Annotated in this window: 17 protein-coding genes; 8 read left to right on the forward strand and 9 right to left on the reverse strand. The window is 31.4% G+C overall.

Annotated elements, in window-relative coordinates; all coding sequences use genetic code 11:
• Position 1 precedes the first annotated feature (1 nt).
• The 8 genes from CVIC12175_RS05710 to rpmH form a co-directional block, all read right to left on the reverse strand.
• Positions 2 to 721 carry a DnaJ domain-containing protein gene (locus CVIC12175_RS05710; protein ID WP_086256927.1) on the reverse strand — a complete coding sequence of 240 codons (720 nt, stop codon included), beginning with the start codon at positions 719 to 721 and terminating at the stop codon, positions 2 to 4.
• 3 nt (positions 722 to 724) lie between these two features.
• Complete coding sequence (gene purL, locus CVIC12175_RS05715; RefSeq protein WP_086256926.1) at positions 725 to 2,920, reverse strand: phosphoribosylformylglycinamidine synthase subunit PurL; 2,196 nt, start codon at positions 2,918 to 2,920, stop codon at positions 725 to 727.
• An 18-nt stretch (positions 2,921 to 2,938) separates the two neighbouring features.
• Positions 2,939 to 4,249, reverse strand: coding sequence for a tRNA uridine-5-carboxymethylaminomethyl(34) synthesis GTPase MnmE (gene mnmE, locus CVIC12175_RS05720; RefSeq protein ID WP_086256925.1), 1,311 nt, complete (start codon positions 4,247 to 4,249; stop codon positions 2,939 to 2,941).
• Positions 4,246 to 5,130 carry a Jag N-terminal domain-containing protein gene (locus tag CVIC12175_RS05725; RefSeq protein ID WP_236861106.1) on the reverse strand — a complete coding sequence of 295 codons (885 nt, stop codon included), beginning with the start codon at positions 5,128 to 5,130 and terminating at the stop codon, positions 4,246 to 4,248. Before CVIC12175_RS05725 ends, mnmE begins: the two co-directional genes overlap by 4 nt.
• Positions 5,126 to 6,700, reverse strand: coding sequence for a membrane protein insertase YidC (gene yidC, locus CVIC12175_RS05730; RefSeq protein WP_086315904.1), 1,575 nt, complete (start codon positions 6,698 to 6,700; stop codon positions 5,126 to 5,128). Before yidC ends, CVIC12175_RS05725 begins: the two co-directional genes overlap by 5 nt.
• Positions 6,690 to 7,034 carry a membrane protein insertion efficiency factor YidD gene (yidD, locus tag CVIC12175_RS05735; protein WP_086248791.1) on the reverse strand — a complete coding sequence of 115 codons (345 nt, stop codon included), beginning with the start codon at positions 7,032 to 7,034 and terminating at the stop codon, positions 6,690 to 6,692. The genes yidC and yidD overlap by 11 nt, the downstream gene beginning before the upstream one ends.
• Before the next feature lie 78 nt (positions 7,035 to 7,112).
• Positions 7,113 to 7,445, reverse strand: a complete 333-nt coding sequence (rnpA, locus tag CVIC12175_RS05740; RefSeq protein WP_086247060.1) for a ribonuclease P protein component — start codon at positions 7,443 to 7,445, stop codon at positions 7,113 to 7,115.
• Positions 7,446 to 7,453: 8 nt separating this feature from the next.
• The gene (gene rpmH, locus CVIC12175_RS05745) at positions 7,454 to 7,588 is read right to left on the reverse strand and encodes a 50S ribosomal protein L34 (protein ID WP_086237623.1); all 135 of its coding nucleotides are present in this window, start codon (positions 7,586 to 7,588) and stop codon (positions 7,454 to 7,456) included.
• Positions 7,589 to 7,741: 153 nt separating this feature from the next.
• Between rpmH and CVIC12175_RS05750 the strand changes: the two genes are divergently transcribed.
• From CVIC12175_RS05750 to CVIC12175_RS05760, 3 genes are read left to right on the forward strand one after another with little or no spacing between them, the layout of a single operon-like run.
• On the forward strand, positions 7,742 to 8,395 hold the full coding sequence (locus CVIC12175_RS05750) for a hypothetical protein (protein WP_086256923.1): 654 nt from the start codon (positions 7,742 to 7,744) through the stop codon (positions 8,393 to 8,395).
• On the forward strand, positions 8,395 to 11,214 hold the full coding sequence (locus CVIC12175_RS05755) for a hybrid sensor histidine kinase/response regulator (protein ID WP_086315905.1): 2,820 nt from the start codon (positions 8,395 to 8,397) through the stop codon (positions 11,212 to 11,214). The genes CVIC12175_RS05750 and CVIC12175_RS05755 overlap by 1 nt, the downstream gene beginning before the upstream one ends.
• Positions 11,211 to 11,588, forward strand: coding sequence for a response regulator (locus CVIC12175_RS05760; RefSeq protein ID WP_086315906.1), 378 nt, complete (start codon positions 11,211 to 11,213; stop codon positions 11,586 to 11,588). The genes CVIC12175_RS05755 and CVIC12175_RS05760 overlap by 4 nt, the downstream gene beginning before the upstream one ends.
• Here CVIC12175_RS05760 and CVIC12175_RS05765 read toward each other — a convergent pair.
• Positions 11,580 to 11,987, reverse strand: coding sequence for a hypothetical protein (locus tag CVIC12175_RS05765; protein ID WP_086254577.1), 408 nt, complete (start codon positions 11,985 to 11,987; stop codon positions 11,580 to 11,582). The genes CVIC12175_RS05760 and CVIC12175_RS05765 overlap by 9 nt on opposite strands.
• Before the next feature lie 102 nt (positions 11,988 to 12,089).
• On the opposite strand from CVIC12175_RS05765, the gene CVIC12175_RS05770 reads away from it, so the two are divergent.
• The 5 genes from CVIC12175_RS05770 to CVIC12175_RS05790 all read left to right on the forward strand — a co-directional run bounded on the left by CVIC12175_RS05770 (position 12,090) and on the right by CVIC12175_RS05790 (position 16,856).
• On the forward strand, positions 12,090 to 12,623 hold the full coding sequence (locus CVIC12175_RS05770) for an ATP/GTP-binding protein (RefSeq protein ID WP_086256248.1): 534 nt from the start codon (positions 12,090 to 12,092) through the stop codon (positions 12,621 to 12,623).
• A gap of 106 nt (positions 12,624 to 12,729) precedes the next feature.
• Positions 12,730 to 13,431 (forward strand): dUTPase, encoded by a 702-nt coding sequence (gene dut / locus CVIC12175_RS05775; protein ID WP_086315907.1) that lies wholly within the window; start codon positions 12,730 to 12,732, stop codon positions 13,429 to 13,431.
• A complete protein-coding gene (locus CVIC12175_RS05780; protein ID WP_086315908.1) occupies positions 13,379 to 14,140 on the forward strand; it encodes an EI24 domain-containing protein in 762 nt (253 codons plus the stop codon). The genes dut and CVIC12175_RS05780 overlap by 53 nt, the downstream gene beginning before the upstream one ends.
• On the forward strand, positions 14,140 to 15,894 hold the full coding sequence (locus tag CVIC12175_RS05785) for a Na/Pi cotransporter family protein (RefSeq protein ID WP_086248784.1): 1,755 nt from the start codon (positions 14,140 to 14,142) through the stop codon (positions 15,892 to 15,894). Before CVIC12175_RS05780 ends, CVIC12175_RS05785 begins: the two co-directional genes overlap by 1 nt.
• On the forward strand, positions 15,894 to 16,856 hold the full coding sequence (locus CVIC12175_RS05790) for a cation diffusion facilitator family transporter (RefSeq protein WP_086315909.1): 963 nt from the start codon (positions 15,894 to 15,896) through the stop codon (positions 16,854 to 16,856). Before CVIC12175_RS05785 ends, CVIC12175_RS05790 begins: the two co-directional genes overlap by 1 nt.
• Position 16,857: the final 1 nt, after the last annotated feature.

A 16,857-nucleotide genomic window follows, 5' to 3' on the forward strand; every position in this document is an offset into this window, starting at 1 on the left:
CTTATTTAAATTTAGCTTTTAACATATCATATGCTTCATTTATTTGTTGCATTTTTTTAGTTGCTTGAGTAATTATCTCTTCACTTTTATCCATTGTAAAATCAGGATGATACTCTCTAGATAATCTACGATAACTAGCCTTAATCTCCTCAAAACTAGCATCTTTTGAAACCCCTAAAACTTCGTACGGATCGATATCGCTACTATCTTTGGATAAATTTTTAAACTCAGCCTCAAAATGTGCAAAAAGATCATCAACAATACTCTTATGCAAGCCAAATCCATCGCAAATTTCTTGCAATACTATCTTTTCATCGCTGTTAAATTCGCCATCAATATAGGCTAAATTCATAAAAAATACTATACGATTTATCCAGATTTTTTGGCTAAATCTCATCTTTTGTTTATACTCTTTAGCAATGGCATAGGCTGAGCTATGGCCATCTTTATGCCAAATATATAGCTCTTTTAAATCATCTCTAACATCAACATCTCCAAGCTTTAAGCATATATCATCTAATAAAAGCGATATATAACTAGCCTCATCTTTGCTTACTACTCCATCGCTTTTGGCGACTTTTGCAGTAAGCATTATAAGGTATTTAGCATCATCATATTGAAGCTCTTGAAGGCTTTGTTTTTTAGAGTTTGAACTAGCAAACCCACGACTAAGCAGCCAAAATACAACAACAAGCCCAATTAAGATTAAAAATATATTCACTTATCAATCTTCACTTTTAATAACAGCAACAAACTCGCTAAAATAGATATTTTGTAGTTCTTTTATATTGATTTTTATATCATTTAGAGCAAACTCATCACCGCCGCTTAGGCCAATTTTGATAAACTCAACTCCATATTTTTTAGCTAGCTCTTCAAATTTAATAGCATCTTTAACCCCTACTACTGCTCTAGAAAAACTCTCATCAAATATAAAGCGACTATCATCAAATTTAACATCACCACTAAAACCAATAGAGCTAACTGCTGCCATCTTAGCTAGAGTTATAGCAATACCGCCAACCCCTACACTATTAGCAAAAGCTAAAACTCCATTTTTATTAGCCTCAATTACTAAATCCCAAAGCGCTCTTTCTGCCTTGTAATCAATCTCCTTTAGCTCTCCAGCACATAGATTTGCTATAACTTTCATATATAGCGATCCAGCAAACTCACCAGTAGTTTTACCAAGCAAATAAACACTCACGCCAGCGCTATTAAACTCACTACCCAAGCTCTTACTAGCATCTTCACCTACACCTACTGTTACGATACTTGGAGTTGGCTGAATGCTAATACCATCAGTTTCATTATATAGACTCACATTACCACTAACTACTGGAGTATTAAGCGCAGCACAAGCCTCTTTAATCCCTTCGCAGCCATTAGCAAACTGCCACATAACTTCAGGATTTTGTGGATTACCATAGTTTAGACAATCTGTAATAGCTAGCGGAGTAGCTCCACTCATAGCCACTTTTCTACCACTTGTTGCAACGGCTGCAGCAGCGCCAATTCTTGGATTTACATAATTATATCTAGTATTACACTCCATACCCATAGCAATTGATTTGCCATTTTCTTTTATTCTCATCACAGCAGCGCCTAGTTTGCCAGCTTTTTTAATTACATTTGTACCTACAGTTGAATCATATTGATCATATATTAGGCTTTTATTTGCCACATTTAAATCTTTTATTAATAGCTCAAATGCTTCTTGATTGCTAATATTTGGCATATTATTTAGATTAATTTTTGCAATTTCATCAAGATATTTTGGTCTGCTAGTTGGGCGATCTAGCATAGGAGCAGCCTCGCTAAGTGGAGCAATAGGCACACTACCAGCTAGTTCTCCATGCCAGTATAACTCCATCACACCAGTATCAGTTACCTCTCCGATAATCTCAGCATCTAAATCCCATTTAGCAAAGATTGCTTTTATCTTATCTTCGCACCCTTTTTTAGCACAGATTAACATTCTTTCTTGCGATTCGCTAAGCATTAGCTCATATGGAGTCATTCCGCTCTCACGCATAGGTACTTTATCTAGATACATTTTCATACCGCTACCGCTTCTGCCTGCCATTTCAAAGCTACTTGAAGTAAGACCAGCTGCTCCCATATCTTGAATACCTACAATATAATCGCACTTAAATAATTCTAAGCACGCCTCCATAAGAAGCTTTTCAGCAAACGGGTCGCCTACTTGTACAGTTGGTCGTAGAGATTTATTTTCTTCATTAAAGCTATCGCTTGACATCACAGCGCCGCCTAAGCCATCTCTACCTGTTTTTGACCCAACATACATTACTGGATTTCCTACGCCTTCAGCTTTTGCATAAAATATCTCATCACTTTTGCAAATTCCAAGACCAAAAGCATTAACTAAAATATTGCCATTAAAACTCTCATCAAATGTAGTTTCACCACCTACAGTTGGCACACCCATACAATTGCCATAGTGGCTAATACCAGATACTACACCTTTTACTAAGTAGCGTTGATGGCGATTAGTCTTATCATCTCCACGAACCTGCCCAAATCTTAAAGAGTTCATACTAGCCTCAACCCTAGCACCCATCGTAAAGATATCTCTAAAAATACCGCCAACTCCTGTAGCAGCACCAGCAAACGGTTCAATAAAACTTGGGTGATTGTGGCTTTCCATCTTAAATACAGCAGCCATACCATCACCGCAATCAATCACTCCAGCATTCTCGCCTGGACCTTGAAGAACCCATGGAGCTTTAGTAGGAAAGCCATTTAAATATTTTTTAGATGATTTATAACTACAATGCTCACTCCACATTGCAGAAAATACACCAAGCTCAAGTAAATTTGGCTCACGCCCTAAAATCTCTAATATCTTTTTATATTCATCATCGCTAATTTTATGCGCTTGTATCGTTTCTTTATCCATATGTTTCCCCTTTTAAATTTATTTTCCTAGACAAAAACTGCTAAACATTTTATCTAAAATTTCAGAATTTTGAAGTGGTTTTGTAATGCTTCCTATCTCTTTTATGGCTCTATTTATCTCATAAGCAAATAGCTCCAACACAGACTCATCTAAAAGCTCAGTTGCTCTATCAATTGCATTTTTAGCATCTTGGCATGCTTTTATTTGGCGATTTGAGCTTAGCATTATCTCATTTGTATCTTGCGAGTTTAAATAGCTCTCAAGTGCGGATTTTAAAGCTGTGCATTCATCTTTTGCACTAAGCAAAATCCCATCAATATCAAGATCAAATTTAAATTCCAAATCAGATTTATTCAATACAAAAATCACCTTTTTATTTAAACTATTGATAAAATCTAAAATAGCTATATCTTCACTATTACTAACTCTTGAGCTATCAAATACACAAATAATTATATCAGCGCTATTAGCAGCTCTTTTAGAATACTCTATTCCTATATTTTCTATATCATGATCGCTATGCCTAATACCAGCAGTATCGATAATGCGTACTAAATGAGTGCCTACTTTTATCTGCTCTTCAATAGTATCACGAGTAGTACCAGGAGTATCACTAATTATAGCGCGTTCATAATTTAAAAGTGAATTTAAAATTGAGCTTTTACCTACATTTGGACAGCCAATAATAGCTACTTTATAGCCATCAATTAAGCCTTTTTTGGAATTTGAAATTGAGATTATGCGATCTAGTTTTGATGATACTTCTTTTAATTTTAGCTTAATTTGCTCCATTATATCAGCTGGCAAGTCATCATCAGCATAATCAATACAAGTCTCAGTATAAGCTAGAGTTGATATTAGTTCATCACGCAAAGTATCACAAAATAAACCAAGCTCACCACTCATAACTCTAGCTAAAATTTTAGCAGCACCCTCGCTTCTAGCATTTATCAATCCTTGAATACTCTCAGCCTTAGCTAAATCTATCTTGCCATTTAGCAATGCACGCTTACTAAATTCTCCAGGATCAGCAATCCTAGCTCCATACGCTAAAATTTCATCTATAATTAGATTTGCTACAACTACGCCACCATGAGTTTGAAACTCCACAACATCTTCACCAGTAAAACTAAATGGAGCCTTAAAATATATAACAATAGCCTCATCTAAGACATTGCCATCTCTATCTTTTAACTCTTTTAAATGTGCAACTCTAGGCGTTAAACTACCACATATTTTATCAGCAATGCTTAGAGCATCTTTGCCGCTAAGTCTTATAATCGAGATTGCCCCTACTCCATATGGAGTCGCAAGTGCTACAATATTCATTTTTTATGAAAATCATTTATAACGATAAATTTACCTTCATCGCTATTTTTAATTCCAACATATTTATCTGGGAATCTATCTCTAAGTTGTTCTAAAGCAATCTTAACTAACACGCCATCAAGCGGTTTAGTCTGTGCTTTACCGATTAACTCTACTCTTTCAATTACGCCACTTAGATATGCTGCCATACTACTTTCTTGATTTTTTAAAAACTCAGCAATCTCTAGGCGAATTCCTTTATTATATCTAGCATTAACCCAGTTAAATAGTAGATAAGAAATCGCTTTGTATCTATAACCCTCTTTACCTATCATTAAGGCAGCATCAGCACCATCAAGTTTAATATATATTGTATCAGCGTCATATATTGAAAGCTCGCTAACTTCAATATCAAACATACTTACACCAAAAAGTTTATCAAGTCCAGCCTTAATCTCTATAAGCATATCATCATTAGATTTTGCGGCTTGATTTTCATCAATTTTATGAAATGAATCGAATATAGAGTGATCTATATTTAGCGTCTGCTTTTTAGCAGGTTGTAGCTTTACTGGCTCACTTTTAATTTCACTTTGATTTATAGTAGTTTTTGTATCAATTTTTTCACTATTTTTATGAGTAGATTCAATTTTAGGAGTTTTTACCTTTTCGCTTCTATCGCTTTTTTCAACTCTTTCGTTATTATTATTTTTTGGTTTTTTAACCTTTTTTTCTCCATCTTTTTTTATTGCTACCTCAAAAAGGCCATCTTTTTGAAAAAAGCCCAAAAAGCCCTTTCTAGCTGGTCTAATTGGAGTAATTTCTAAATTTATAGTAGAGCATCCAAGTTGACTAGCTGCTTTTATATAAGCAGCCTCTAAATCCTTAGCTTCAATCTTAATGCTCATGGCGTTTCTCCGCTATCTCTTGAGCTTTATGACGAGCAAATATTTTATTTACCACCATCTGCTGAGCTATAGAACATAGGTTATTTACAAACCAATAAAGAGTAAGCCCTGCTGGGAATGTAATAAAGAAAAATGTGAATATTAGCGGTAAAAACTTCATAATCTTCTCTTGCATTGGATCGGTAAAATTAGTTGGAGTGATGTGTTGCTGAATATACATCGTAATACCCATAAGTATAGGTAAAATAAAGTATGGATCAAGCTCTGCAAGGTCATTAATCCATAATATCCATTCAGCTCCTTTTAACTCAATAGCATTTAATAAAACCCTATAAATAGCAAAGAAAATTGGAATTTGAATTAAAATTGGCAGACAACCACCCATTGGGTTTGCTCCATGCTTTCTATATAATTCCATTACATGGGCGTTGATTTTTTGAGGATCTCCTTTATATTTAGCTTGGATCTCTTTCATTTTTGGAGCTAAATCTTTTAACTTATTCATAGAGACCATTCCCTTATATGTAAGAGGGAATAAAACTATACGGATAATAATAGTGAGCGCTACAATAGCAAAACCCCAGTTGCCTATAAATGAGTATAACCAATCAAGCAATAAAAATGCAGGCTTAGCAATAAATGTAAACCAACCATACTCAATAGCATCAACCAAACTTGGCTCAATAGCTTTTAAAGTTTTATAATCTTTTGGCCCGATATAACCCTTAACACTAAAATTTCCAATATTTCTAATAAAACTTAAAGTATTCTCATCAGCATCGTTTTGGATAAAAACCTCCATTGATCTTTTATTATCATAAAATAGAGTTGTATAATATCTATCACTATTTGCTAAAAGATCAACGCTTCTAAATACCTCATCGCCTTTAGCATCGCCATCTTCAATAATCTCCAGACTATCATCTTCTTTTCGTAATAAAACCCCATGAACTGTATATCCATCTACTGCTACAATTGGACGAAATCCAGCAGTGATAAAATATTCATGATTTGAACTAGTTTTAACCTCAAGATCATATGAGCCATCTGGATGGAAAGTTATATTTTTAACAACATTAAAAGAACCTAAATTTTGTGTTAGAGTAATAGTGGCTGGAGCATTACTAGCATCAATTTGGCTACTGCTTGCTTTATAAGGCACTTTAAAGGCCTCTTCATTTATAGCAGTATCAGAAAAACGAATTTCTAAAGGAAGTGGTGAGCTAGGTTTTAAAAGTGAAATTTGCTCTCCATTTTCATTTTTAAATTTAGAATCTTTAAGTGTAAAGCTACTAATTCTTCCTAATTCATCAATTGTAGCACTATAACTACCGCCTTCAATTGTGGCTATATTTTTACTAATTTGTTTTGGTGCTAAATTGGTTGATGAATCAGTGCTTGAGCTTGTAGTGGTAGTAGCTGGAGCGCTTTGATTTTGTTCTACTGTTTTGTTAAAATCTAATGGTGGCTTTGGTGCAAATAGAGCATCATAAGCTATAAAAAATAAGACAGATATAACTGTGGCTATGATTAGCCTTTTTTGAGTTGAAAGTTTATCTAACACTTCTTTTCCTTTGATAGTCAAATGCTTTTATTAAATAAAATTTATCTTTTTTATGCCGAATGAGCCAAAACTTTGGCTCTACTTGACTCTGCTTTAAAAATAGATAAGAGGGCGTAAATTTTCGTTTGATAATCGGATAATCTATGCCACCTCTAAAGAGTTGATTGCATCGCAGAATACGAAGACTAATAGCAAATATAGAAGCAATTATCCCGCTATGGCTAAGCTGCCAAAGAGCATACTCAGAACAACTAGGATAGTATCTGCACGACCTTGGCAATAATGGTGAGATATATTTTTTATAAAAAATAACCAAACTAGTAGCAATTTTCATTTAATTTGCGCCTATAAATTTGCAAACAGAATGAACACAAGAGTGCTAAATTCGCTACTTTAAGGATAAGAGCGCTCACTATCTTATAGAGTCCATCCTTTTTAACGCCCATTTAAAATTTTTACAAATCTTCTCAAAGGGCACCTTATCTGCTCCGCTTTTTGCAATAAAGATATATATACCATCTTTTAGTTCACTGCTAAGTGTAGAAAATGCAGCACGAAAGAGTCTTTTGACTCTGTTTCTTACTACTGCTTTTCCTATCTTTTTACTTGCTACTGCGGCAAATCTACTCGTATCTGACTCTAAAAAATAGACAACTGCTAAATCACAATGCCATTTTTTGGCATTTTGATAGACTCTGCTAAACTCTTTACTATCGCTAATAGAGTCAAATTTATTAATTTTCAATTTATATCTTAAGCAGCTAGTCTTGCTCTGCCTTTTGCTCTTCTAGCGCTAATTACTTTGCGGCCATTTTTAGTTTTCATTCTAACGCGGAAGCCGTGAGTGCGTTTTCTAGGTGTTTTGTGTGGTTGATAAGTTCTTTTCATAAACTTTTCCTTTAGGTAAAAATTAAGTTTTGGATTCTATCTAAATTTTACTTAAACTGCTTTGAATTTTATAAATTTATCTAGCATATATATATTTAAATTCTATCTAAAGCAAATTACGCTAAAATCAATAAATTTATTTTGGAATTTAATATGATACTTTATAATCAAAACTATGAAATGATCGGCATCAGCAGTGAGGGGCTTTCGCTTTTTGGCTTTTTAACTCCGGAAGATTTTTTTAGAAGTTGTAATGATGTAAGCGACTATTTTTTAGAAACTAGTCCGCTATATAATGCTCAAAATCACTACATAGACCTAATAATCTCTCAATCTCAAAGCAATATCCAAGATATGCAAATTAAGCTTGATAATGGCGAGATAATGAGTGTAAAAATAGCTGTAGAGGTGGTAAATTTAAAGGATGTAAATGAACATTATTACAGTGTAAAATTACTATTTGATGGAAATCGTCTAGCATATGTTAATGATAAAAATAGATGGCTTTGGGATATCTTATATCTTAGTCGTCTAGATTCAGTTGAGTTTAAGCGTAGAATTTTGGAATTTAGTCAAATTGCCAAAGAAAAATATGAGTCGCTATATGAGGCAAAACTACTACTAATAGATGCTAATGATACTATAAGAGAGCTTGCTTTACTAGCAACTAATCTAAAATTAACTGAATTTTGCCAAATTCTAATAAATATCCAATCAACTAATGATGAAAAACTGCTTAATGATGAGTTTTATAAATATATGCAATTTATAGATAATATAGAAAATATAATTAAAAGCGAGATGTAATGAGATCATATTTTAGCCTACTTGGAATTTTACGCTTGATTGCGACTTTGCCACTATTTGTTATATTTTTGATATCTAGCTGGTATTTGATATCGCAATATAATATTAATATGAATTTAAAAGATCTAAGATATAAATTTGCCATTTCGCTTGATTTAGTAAATTTATCTAAAGAGCTAGATAAAGAGATGATTATCAATGATGTCTCAAGCAAAAATATAAATCGCCAAATTACAGATCACACAATTGAGCATATCAAAAATCTCCACTTTGATACAATAGGTTTAAACCCTATCTTAAATAGACTTGAATTACTACCGCAAATACGCCATACTCTAGATGATCCAAATTTCAATAAAACTGAAATCTTAAGCTATTATAGAGATATAAATTTATTAATTAAAGATGAAATTCAAAAACTAAGAAACTACAATGTATCTCATAGATTAAATTTATTTATATTTACTTTTGTATCATCATACTCTAATACCATTGCTATAAGTGCTAAAAGAGATCTAGTAGCCAATATCATAAACCACAGAACCCTTAATGCTGATGAGTTGCTTTTATGGCTTGATCTAATACGCAATAATAAATTAGATTACAGCCATTTACCAGATAGCTATGCTAAAAGCACCATAGAATCTATATTTAAAAGCGATGAGTATAAACAAGCTATAAATAACCTTAGCACCTTTACAATAGAGCTTATAGAAAATGGTTCGCCAAGTAGCTATTTAGCACAAAAATATTATGATCTAATCAGTAGCGAATTGGGATTTTCATATCAAATTCAAGATGCGATCAGTTCGCAGATAAAAACTGAACTAGATGAGTTTTCTAATAAGATTTTATTTGATTCTATCATTGCTTTTATAATTTGGGTGATTAGTATTGTATTATCACTAATATCATATTATACAAAAAATTATATAAAAGCCAATATAGATAATCTATCTAAAATTATTAAAAAAATCAAATCAGTCTCAGCAACTAATCTACTTGAATCCACCTCAGCAGCAACACTAGAAAGTGGCCATAAGATTATCAATGAAGCCTTAGATAAAATTATCGCACAAAAGGATATAGCCCAAAGTGATAGTAGGTCAAAAACTGTCTTTTTAACCAATATATCTCATGAGATTAAAGCTCCATTAAATGGCATAATGGGCTTTAGTGAGCTTTTAAAAAGTCGCTCATTAGGCAAAGATGAAAAAGAGCTAATTGATATCATCGAACAAAGCACCCAAAATCTACTAAAAGCTATAAATAACATCATAAATATGGCTAAAATTGAAGGCGGCAATGTAGAGCTTTATGAAAGTGAATTTTTGCTTTATGATCTATTTAATGAGATTATATCTTCATATTTTAATAGATTAATAGCTAAGAATTTAACTCTAACTTATTATATTGATCCAGAACTAATGGTAACTGTATTTAGTGATGAAGAAAAGATCAGACAAATAGCTATAAATTTAATTGATAATGCTATTAAATTTACTCAAAGTGGCGGTCAAATATCCATATATGTCAAAAAAACATCATCTACAAATAGCGATATTAGCTTTAGCTTTATAGTAAAAGATAGCGGAATTGGAATTACACAAAATGCTATTGGCAAGATTTTTGATAACTTTTATACTAATGAAAATATATCAAAAACCTATGGTGGAACCGGTCTTGGACTAAGTATAATAAACCATTACGCTAAGATGTTAAATAGCAAAATAGATGTCCAAAGTCAGCTAAAAAAAGGTAGCGAATTTAGTATAAATTTAACTCTAAAACTTCATTCAAATAAATATAAAAGCTACGAAAATATATTTAAAGGCTCTAAAGTTTCAATTAATAAAGCCAATATAGATGAAGCAAATTTAGAAATTATAAATTTATATTTAAAATATCTTGGCGTAGCAGTAGAGCCAAATACAACTCCAATAATTGGCAAATTTCAAAATGATAAAAATCCAAAACATATAGAGTATCAAGAGCTAAATCATGGCTTTAGCCCTAGCCTAATCTCATTAATCAATGCTCTTTTAAATAGCTTAAAATCTATCCAAAAATATGATCTAAAAATTTTAATAGGCACCAATGATACAAGCAAAAAAACAAAAGAGATGTTTGAAGAAATTTGCACAAATGTAGATGTGGTAAATGATGGCAAAAGTCTATATGAGCTTACTTTGATTAATAACTATGATGCTATATTTACTGATATTGCGCTAAATAAACAAAATGCTTTAATAGCTACAGCAAATATAATTAATACTCAAGATGAAAAAGATATAGAAAGAACGCCTATAATAGCAATGCTCTCAAGCTCCAAAGAGCAGATAAATAAGACAAATTTGCTATTTGATTACTACTTGCAAAAGCCTCTTTTAAAATCACAGATTATAGAAATTTTATCAAGCATTGGCAATAAAGACCCATTAAATGCTCTTGATGATACAAGAGATATATTGCTATTTAAAAAGAGCAAAATGGAAAATAGAATTTACCAAGCTGTTTTATCAAAAGTCTGCCATAGCATAGATACAACTGATTCATTTGAAGAGTTTGAAGATATTATGCAAAATAGAGCTTATAGATTGATTTTAATAGATTATAGCAACACTTCATTTGATGCTCAAAAGATCTTAAATATAGTTCAAACTAGTTATGAGTTGCATAATTTTAAAAGCAAAGTGGTGCTATTTGTAGAACCAAACATCAAAATACCAACCCATATAAAAGCGCAATTTGCTTTGATGATTAATACAAATATTAGTAAATCTGATTTAGAAAACCAGATAAAAGAGCTACTGCAATGATTAAGCTAAATATACTTGCAATTGATGATGAAATTAGCCTAAAACTTTTAGAGCTAATCTTGGCTGAAAATCTCTATATCTCTAGCATCACTACAGCCAAAGATGGATTGGAGGCAATGGAGATTTTAGAGAGTAGATTTGATATTAATTTAATACTTTTAGATATATATATGCCTCGTCTTAATGGGTTTGAATTTTTAAATAATTTTAAAAAACGCCAATACTTACAAGATATTCCCGTAATTGCTATTAGTACAGATATGGCTCAACGCCAAAAGGCTTTAGAGCTTGGCGTATATGAGTTTATAGTAAAGCCAATTAGTAAAAAATCGCTAAATAAATTAATTAAGCAAATTGCTAACGCATCAATCTAAATTTAACTCGATTTTTTTACCAAACCCTAGAGTGTTATCTGTAAATTTAAGCCACTTTAATCTAATTGTATAAATATTTAACCTCATCAATCGTGCGTATGTAAATCTAGATATATAGGCATCTTTATGCTCTAAGGCTTGACTTTTACTAATTATTGCACTAGCTTGTAGGCCTTGAATTTTACCCAATATTTTTGTCTGCAAAGCTATATTGATAAAAACTCTATTATCATTTTGAACTACCTTAGCATGATAGCTCTCATCACCAAAAGCAACAATAATCAAATTTGGCTCAATAAAAGCATAAAAACAACTACAAAGATAGGCTCCATTTTCTCCATTTACCCCAAGAGTTAATATATGCTGACTTTTAATAAATTTAACTATTTTCTCATCCATTTTATACTCATTTTGGCACTATTTTTGCTTGATTTTAGCCAAATTTGGCTTAAAATAAATCACTTTTTTGCCGATATTATTATAAAGTTTTAAGGAATTCATATGATAACAAATAACTATGCAAACGCTTCATATAATGCGTTTAACTACTCTTTTAAAACTAGTTCAGGTGATACTATTAATCTTTCAATGTATGATAATAAAGAGTTAGCCTACTCTAGTAAAACCTCTAAAGATTCAAAAGAGCAGACTCTAAGCCTTAGCCACTCCTATGGATATAAATTTGAATTAAATAGCGATAATGGATTAAGTGAGCAAGATAAACTTGAAATAGCAAAAGCGATGCAAGAGCTACGACCAAAAATTGATGATTTTATGAAACAAATTAAAGAAAATGAGCCTTTTAGCGATGAGACAATCTCAAACATTGCCAACTCGCTTAAAAAAGAGCTACCAAATTTAGCCAATAGTGATGCAAAAATAGAACTAAAAAGATCGCTTTTAGATATGCTTGATGAGATGCTAAAAGAGAATAAAACTAGAAATAATAATATCAACAAAAATCTACTAGAACAGACTCACAAATTATTTGAAAATATGATTAAGCCACAAGATAGCCTAAACTATTACGCATAAGCTTGCTAATCTAGCAAGATTTGTATTTTGCCAAATTTTAACTTCAAATTCAATCATTAACTAAATTATTGTATAATCTTTGATTTTAAAATTTTAAGGCAAAATTATGATATATAGAAATTTAATAAAAGAGATGCTACAGCTCCAGCAACAACTCAATGATGATACAAATGGTATTGGCTGGGAAAGTGGCTTTACTAAAGATGGCAAATTAATCAACTGGAAACGCTGCATATATATGGAGTGTGCTGAACTAATTGATAGTTTTGCATGGAAACATTGGAAGTCTATAAATGCTCCTTTAGATATAGATAATATCGCTATTGAGATTGTTGATATTTGGCATTTTATTATGAGCTTTGGACTAGAGAGCTATAAGATAAATTCACTTGGCGATATAGATAGTTTGACCGATAATATCATGGCTTCAAGTGGATTTAATGAATTTTGTAAAGAGCCATATAATATAAAAGAGTATAGCATATATGAGATTATAAATGATACTGAGCTTATAATCAATCGATGTAGTGGATTTAATATAAATTTCTTTGATCTTTTAAGAGATTATTTTAGAGTATCGTTAAAATGCGGAGTAAATTTACAAAAATTATTTAATATCTATATTGGCAAAAATGTTTTAAATAAATTCCGTCAAGATCACGGCTATAAAGATGGCACCTATAAAAAAATATGGAATGGCATAGAAGATAATGCTATAATGAATGAGATACTACAAAGCGGCATAAATAGCGTAGATGAGATCTACTCTAAACTTGAAAACCAATACCAAAAAATCTCAAATGAATAATATAATTAAACGCTCATTGGGCGATTTTTTAACCTTTAGATTCATTTTATTATCTTTTTTGCCGCTTGTGGTTTCTCTTGTTAGTTTAGTAGGGTTAGTTATATATTTTGGCGATGATATTTTTAATATTTTTGCTCAGCCACAAATTCAAATTTATATTGATCAAGGTGGATTTATAGCTTGGCTACTATCTTTAAGCTTTGTAAAATTTATGATAACCTCATCATTTTATGTAGTTGGCATATTTTTAGCTATCATCTTAAGCGTTATAATTGCTGCTATAATTACTGGATTTTTAACTCCATATATAGTTAAATTTATAAATCAAAAATATTATAATTATAATACAACTCCCTTGCCAAGCAATTTTAGAGTTTTTAAGGCAATAGGGGTTACTTTTATTAAATTTATATTGATTTTTTTAATTTGTATTCCGCTTTTATTTATTCCAGTAGTAAATTTATTTATTTTAAATTTGCCATTTTTCTATCTATTTTATCGCCTTATATTAATAGATATAGCTAGCAATACATCTGATAGCTTAATTTTTGAGATTGATCTACAAAAAGGCGGTGGAATAAAATTCTTTAGCGCTTCAGTGCTATTTTATATTATCACTTTAATTCCATTTGTTGGGCTATTTTTACAAATATATTTTGTAATATTTTTAAGCCATGTTCTATTAGAGAAAAACTCAAGAGGCTTTTAATGAAAAATATTCTATTTTTTAGCTTTATAGTTTTAATATCTGTTTTGATGTATATTAGTCAAAGTTTTCTTACTATTATTTTTGGGGTTTGTATATTTTTGTATGCAATGAGCGTATTAGAAAAAAGCTTTTCAATGATGGCAAGTCTAGAGACTTTCCTTAAAAAGATGACTAAAAGCAATTTTCAAAGCTTTATATTTGGTTCAGTTAGCACAACCATAATGCAATCAAGCGGCCTTGTTAGCGTACTTGCAATATCATTTTTAAGCGCTGGATTAATCTCTTTAGCTTCTGGTCTTTCTATTATTTATGGAATAAATTTAGCCACTATAACTACTGGTTGGTTTTTGGCTGGATTTGGACTAAAAGTAGATATAGCAGCATACTCAATGCCACTTATTGTAATTGGTATGTTATGTATGGTTAATAAAACTGAAAAAATCAAAGGCTTTGGATATTTTTTATTTAGTATCGGGCTTTTATTTCTTGGTATTTCATATATGAAAGGCGGTTTTGATCATATCAAAGATAGCATTGATCTATCTCAATTTGCAATGTCTGGGCTTGGTGGATTGCTTGTTTATACATTTGTAGGGATTATTGTTACTGTATTAATACAAAGCTCACACGCTTCATTAACTCTAGCTATTGCAGCTCTAAGCGTAGGTCAAATAACATATGAAAATGCCGTAGGAATTGCAATCGGATCAAATGTAGGATCAACCGTAATGGCTGTTATTGGCTCACTAAATGCCAATATCGAAGGCAAAAAACTTACCGTAGCCCATGTATTATTTAATGTCTCGTGTGCTATTATCAGCATTATTTTAATTACTCCTTTTATGTATATTACTGATATTACTAGTGATTATTTTGGAATTGCTAGCGATGATTATACACTTAGACTTGCGGTATTTTTATCATATTTTAATGCTGTTGGTGTAGTAATTTTCTACCCATTAATTCCAGTTATAGAAAAATTACTAAATAAATTTATGAAAGACTCACGCAAAAGAAGTAAAATTGATAGTGCCAAATATCTTGATGAACAATCTCTTCAGTTTCCAGATAGTGCGCTTGAAGTTTTAAGCAAAGAGATTCTTCATCTATATGCCAATGCAAACTCTATTATAGCTAAGGCTATTAGTATAAATAGTAATGATATACAAAACGATAATATATCAGCCAAAAGCATAATCAACTCAAGACAAACTCCTATCAAAATGGATTACGATGAGCTATATAATAATAGATTTAAAGAGATATATAGCCAAATCATAGACTACGCTATACTAGCTGGGGCCAATGCTAAACCTGAACAACTAAGCAAATTTATGGATATTAGACGCGCTGCATTAATTATGGCTGAAGCATTAAAAGATATGAAAAATACACAACCAAATATCTATAGATATATCACTAGCTCCAATCAATATGCAAAAGAGGAGTATGATAAATTAAGAGTTGAAATGCTAGAAAGTCTTCGCATTATGTATAAAATAGCAAGTATCAAAGACCCTGATGAGCTAGAGACTCAAATTAAAAATTTACGCAAAATTTACTATGAGTATGATAGTGAATTTGATTTTGATATACTTATCATAAATAAAAAAATCACAAATAAAATGGCTACATCTTTGATGAATGATACGGCATTAATGAAAAACATCACAAAAGGTATGTTAAAAGTAGCCGAGATGATATTTATACATCATCACAGCAATGAAAAATTAGATGAGATAACAAATATATAATGATAAAACGACCACAAAATAAATATAAAAAGATTCGTAATAATATAGAACAGCCGCTAATGCAGAGCCAAAAAGAGCAATTTGTATTAAAAATTTCACTATGCTGTGCGGTTGTGCTTGCTATTTTTGGAATAGCATATGGAATTTATATTGGCTCAAAAGCTATTATATTTGATGGATTAGTGGCATTTTTATCTATTATTTTAATCTTACTTAGCGTAATTACATCTAAATTTATATATAAAGAAGATGATGATACTTTTCAGTATGGGTATATGCGTTTTGAACCGATGGTAAATCTATTTAAAAGCTTGATTTTACTTCTGCTTTGTATTTATGCGCTTATAAATGGAATTCAAGGAATTTTAAGCGGCGGATATGAGGTAGAATTTGATAAAGCGATGTTTTACTCATTTTTTTCTATGCTTTTATCTATTGGAATTTGGCTTTTTACATCATATAAGGCTAAGATTTTACAATCTCCATTAATCTCTGTAGATAGTCTTGAATGGCTAATTGATAGCGTTTTATATCTTGGTGGCTTTTTGGCCTTTGGTGCGATATGGTTATTTGATAAAGATAATCAAACCATCTGGGCAAAATATCTAGATCCTACACTTTTAGTAGTTTTATCTATTTTTTTAGGCATTATGCCGCTTAAGGTATTTATTAAAAACTTAGCTGATCTTGTGATGGTAGCACCAAAAGATATGGATGATAAGATAGATGAGCTACTACAAAATATATCAAAAGAGTATAATTTTAGCGACTATGATACACATGTAGCAAAAAGTGGAAGATTTTTTATGATCGAAGTAAATATCTTAATGGGTGAATCATTTAAGCTTCAAAGCATAGATGAACTTGATCTAATCAGAGACAAGATTGAGCGAGGGCTAGAGATTCCAAGTTATAAAATCTGGCTTAGTGTAAGCTTTACTAAAAATCCAAAATGGCTTTAAG

The sequence above is a fragment of the Campylobacter vicugnae genome (genome assembly GCF_002139875.1).
In the GTDB taxonomy this organism is placed as follows: Bacteria; Campylobacterota; Campylobacteria; order Campylobacterales; family Campylobacteraceae; genus Campylobacter; species Campylobacter vicugnae.

Excerpts from the sequence above, each read along its gene's own strand:
- purL (WP_086256926.1), bottom strand. The coding sequence starts at position 2,920 with ATGGATAAAGAAACGATACAAGCGCATAAAATTAGCGATGATGAATAT.
- mnmE (WP_086256925.1), bottom strand. The coding sequence starts at position 4,249 with ATGAATATTGTAGCACTTGCGACTCCATATGGAGTAGGGGCAATCTCG.
- yidD (WP_086248791.1), bottom strand. The coding sequence starts at position 7,034 with ATGAAAATTGCTACTAGTTTGGTTATTTTTTATAAAAAATATATCTCA.
- rpmH (WP_086237623.1), bottom strand. The coding sequence starts at position 7,588 with ATGAAAAGAACTTATCAACCACACAAAACACCTAGAAAACGCACTCAC.
- CVIC12175_RS05750 (WP_086256923.1), top strand. The coding sequence starts at position 7,742 with ATGATACTTTATAATCAAAACTATGAAATGATCGGCATCAGCAGTGAG.
- CVIC12175_RS05755 (WP_086315905.1), top strand. The coding sequence starts at position 8,395 with ATGAGATCATATTTTAGCCTACTTGGAATTTTACGCTTGATTGCGACT.
- CVIC12175_RS05760 (WP_086315906.1), top strand. The coding sequence starts at position 11,211 with ATGATTAAGCTAAATATACTTGCAATTGATGATGAAATTAGCCTAAAA.
- CVIC12175_RS05765 (WP_086254577.1), bottom strand. The coding sequence starts at position 11,987 with ATGGATGAGAAAATAGTTAAATTTATTAAAAGTCAGCATATATTAACT.
- CVIC12175_RS05770 (WP_086256248.1), top strand. The coding sequence starts at position 12,090 with ATGATAACAAATAACTATGCAAACGCTTCATATAATGCGTTTAACTAC.
- dut (WP_086315907.1), top strand. The coding sequence starts at position 12,730 with ATGATATATAGAAATTTAATAAAAGAGATGCTACAGCTCCAGCAACAA.
- CVIC12175_RS05780 (WP_086315908.1), top strand. The coding sequence starts at position 13,379 with ATGAGATCTACTCTAAACTTGAAAACCAATACCAAAAAATCTCAAATG.
- CVIC12175_RS05785 (WP_086248784.1), top strand. The coding sequence starts at position 14,140 with ATGAAAAATATTCTATTTTTTAGCTTTATAGTTTTAATATCTGTTTTG.
- CVIC12175_RS05790 (WP_086315909.1), top strand. The coding sequence starts at position 15,894 with ATGATAAAACGACCACAAAATAAATATAAAAAGATTCGTAATAATATA.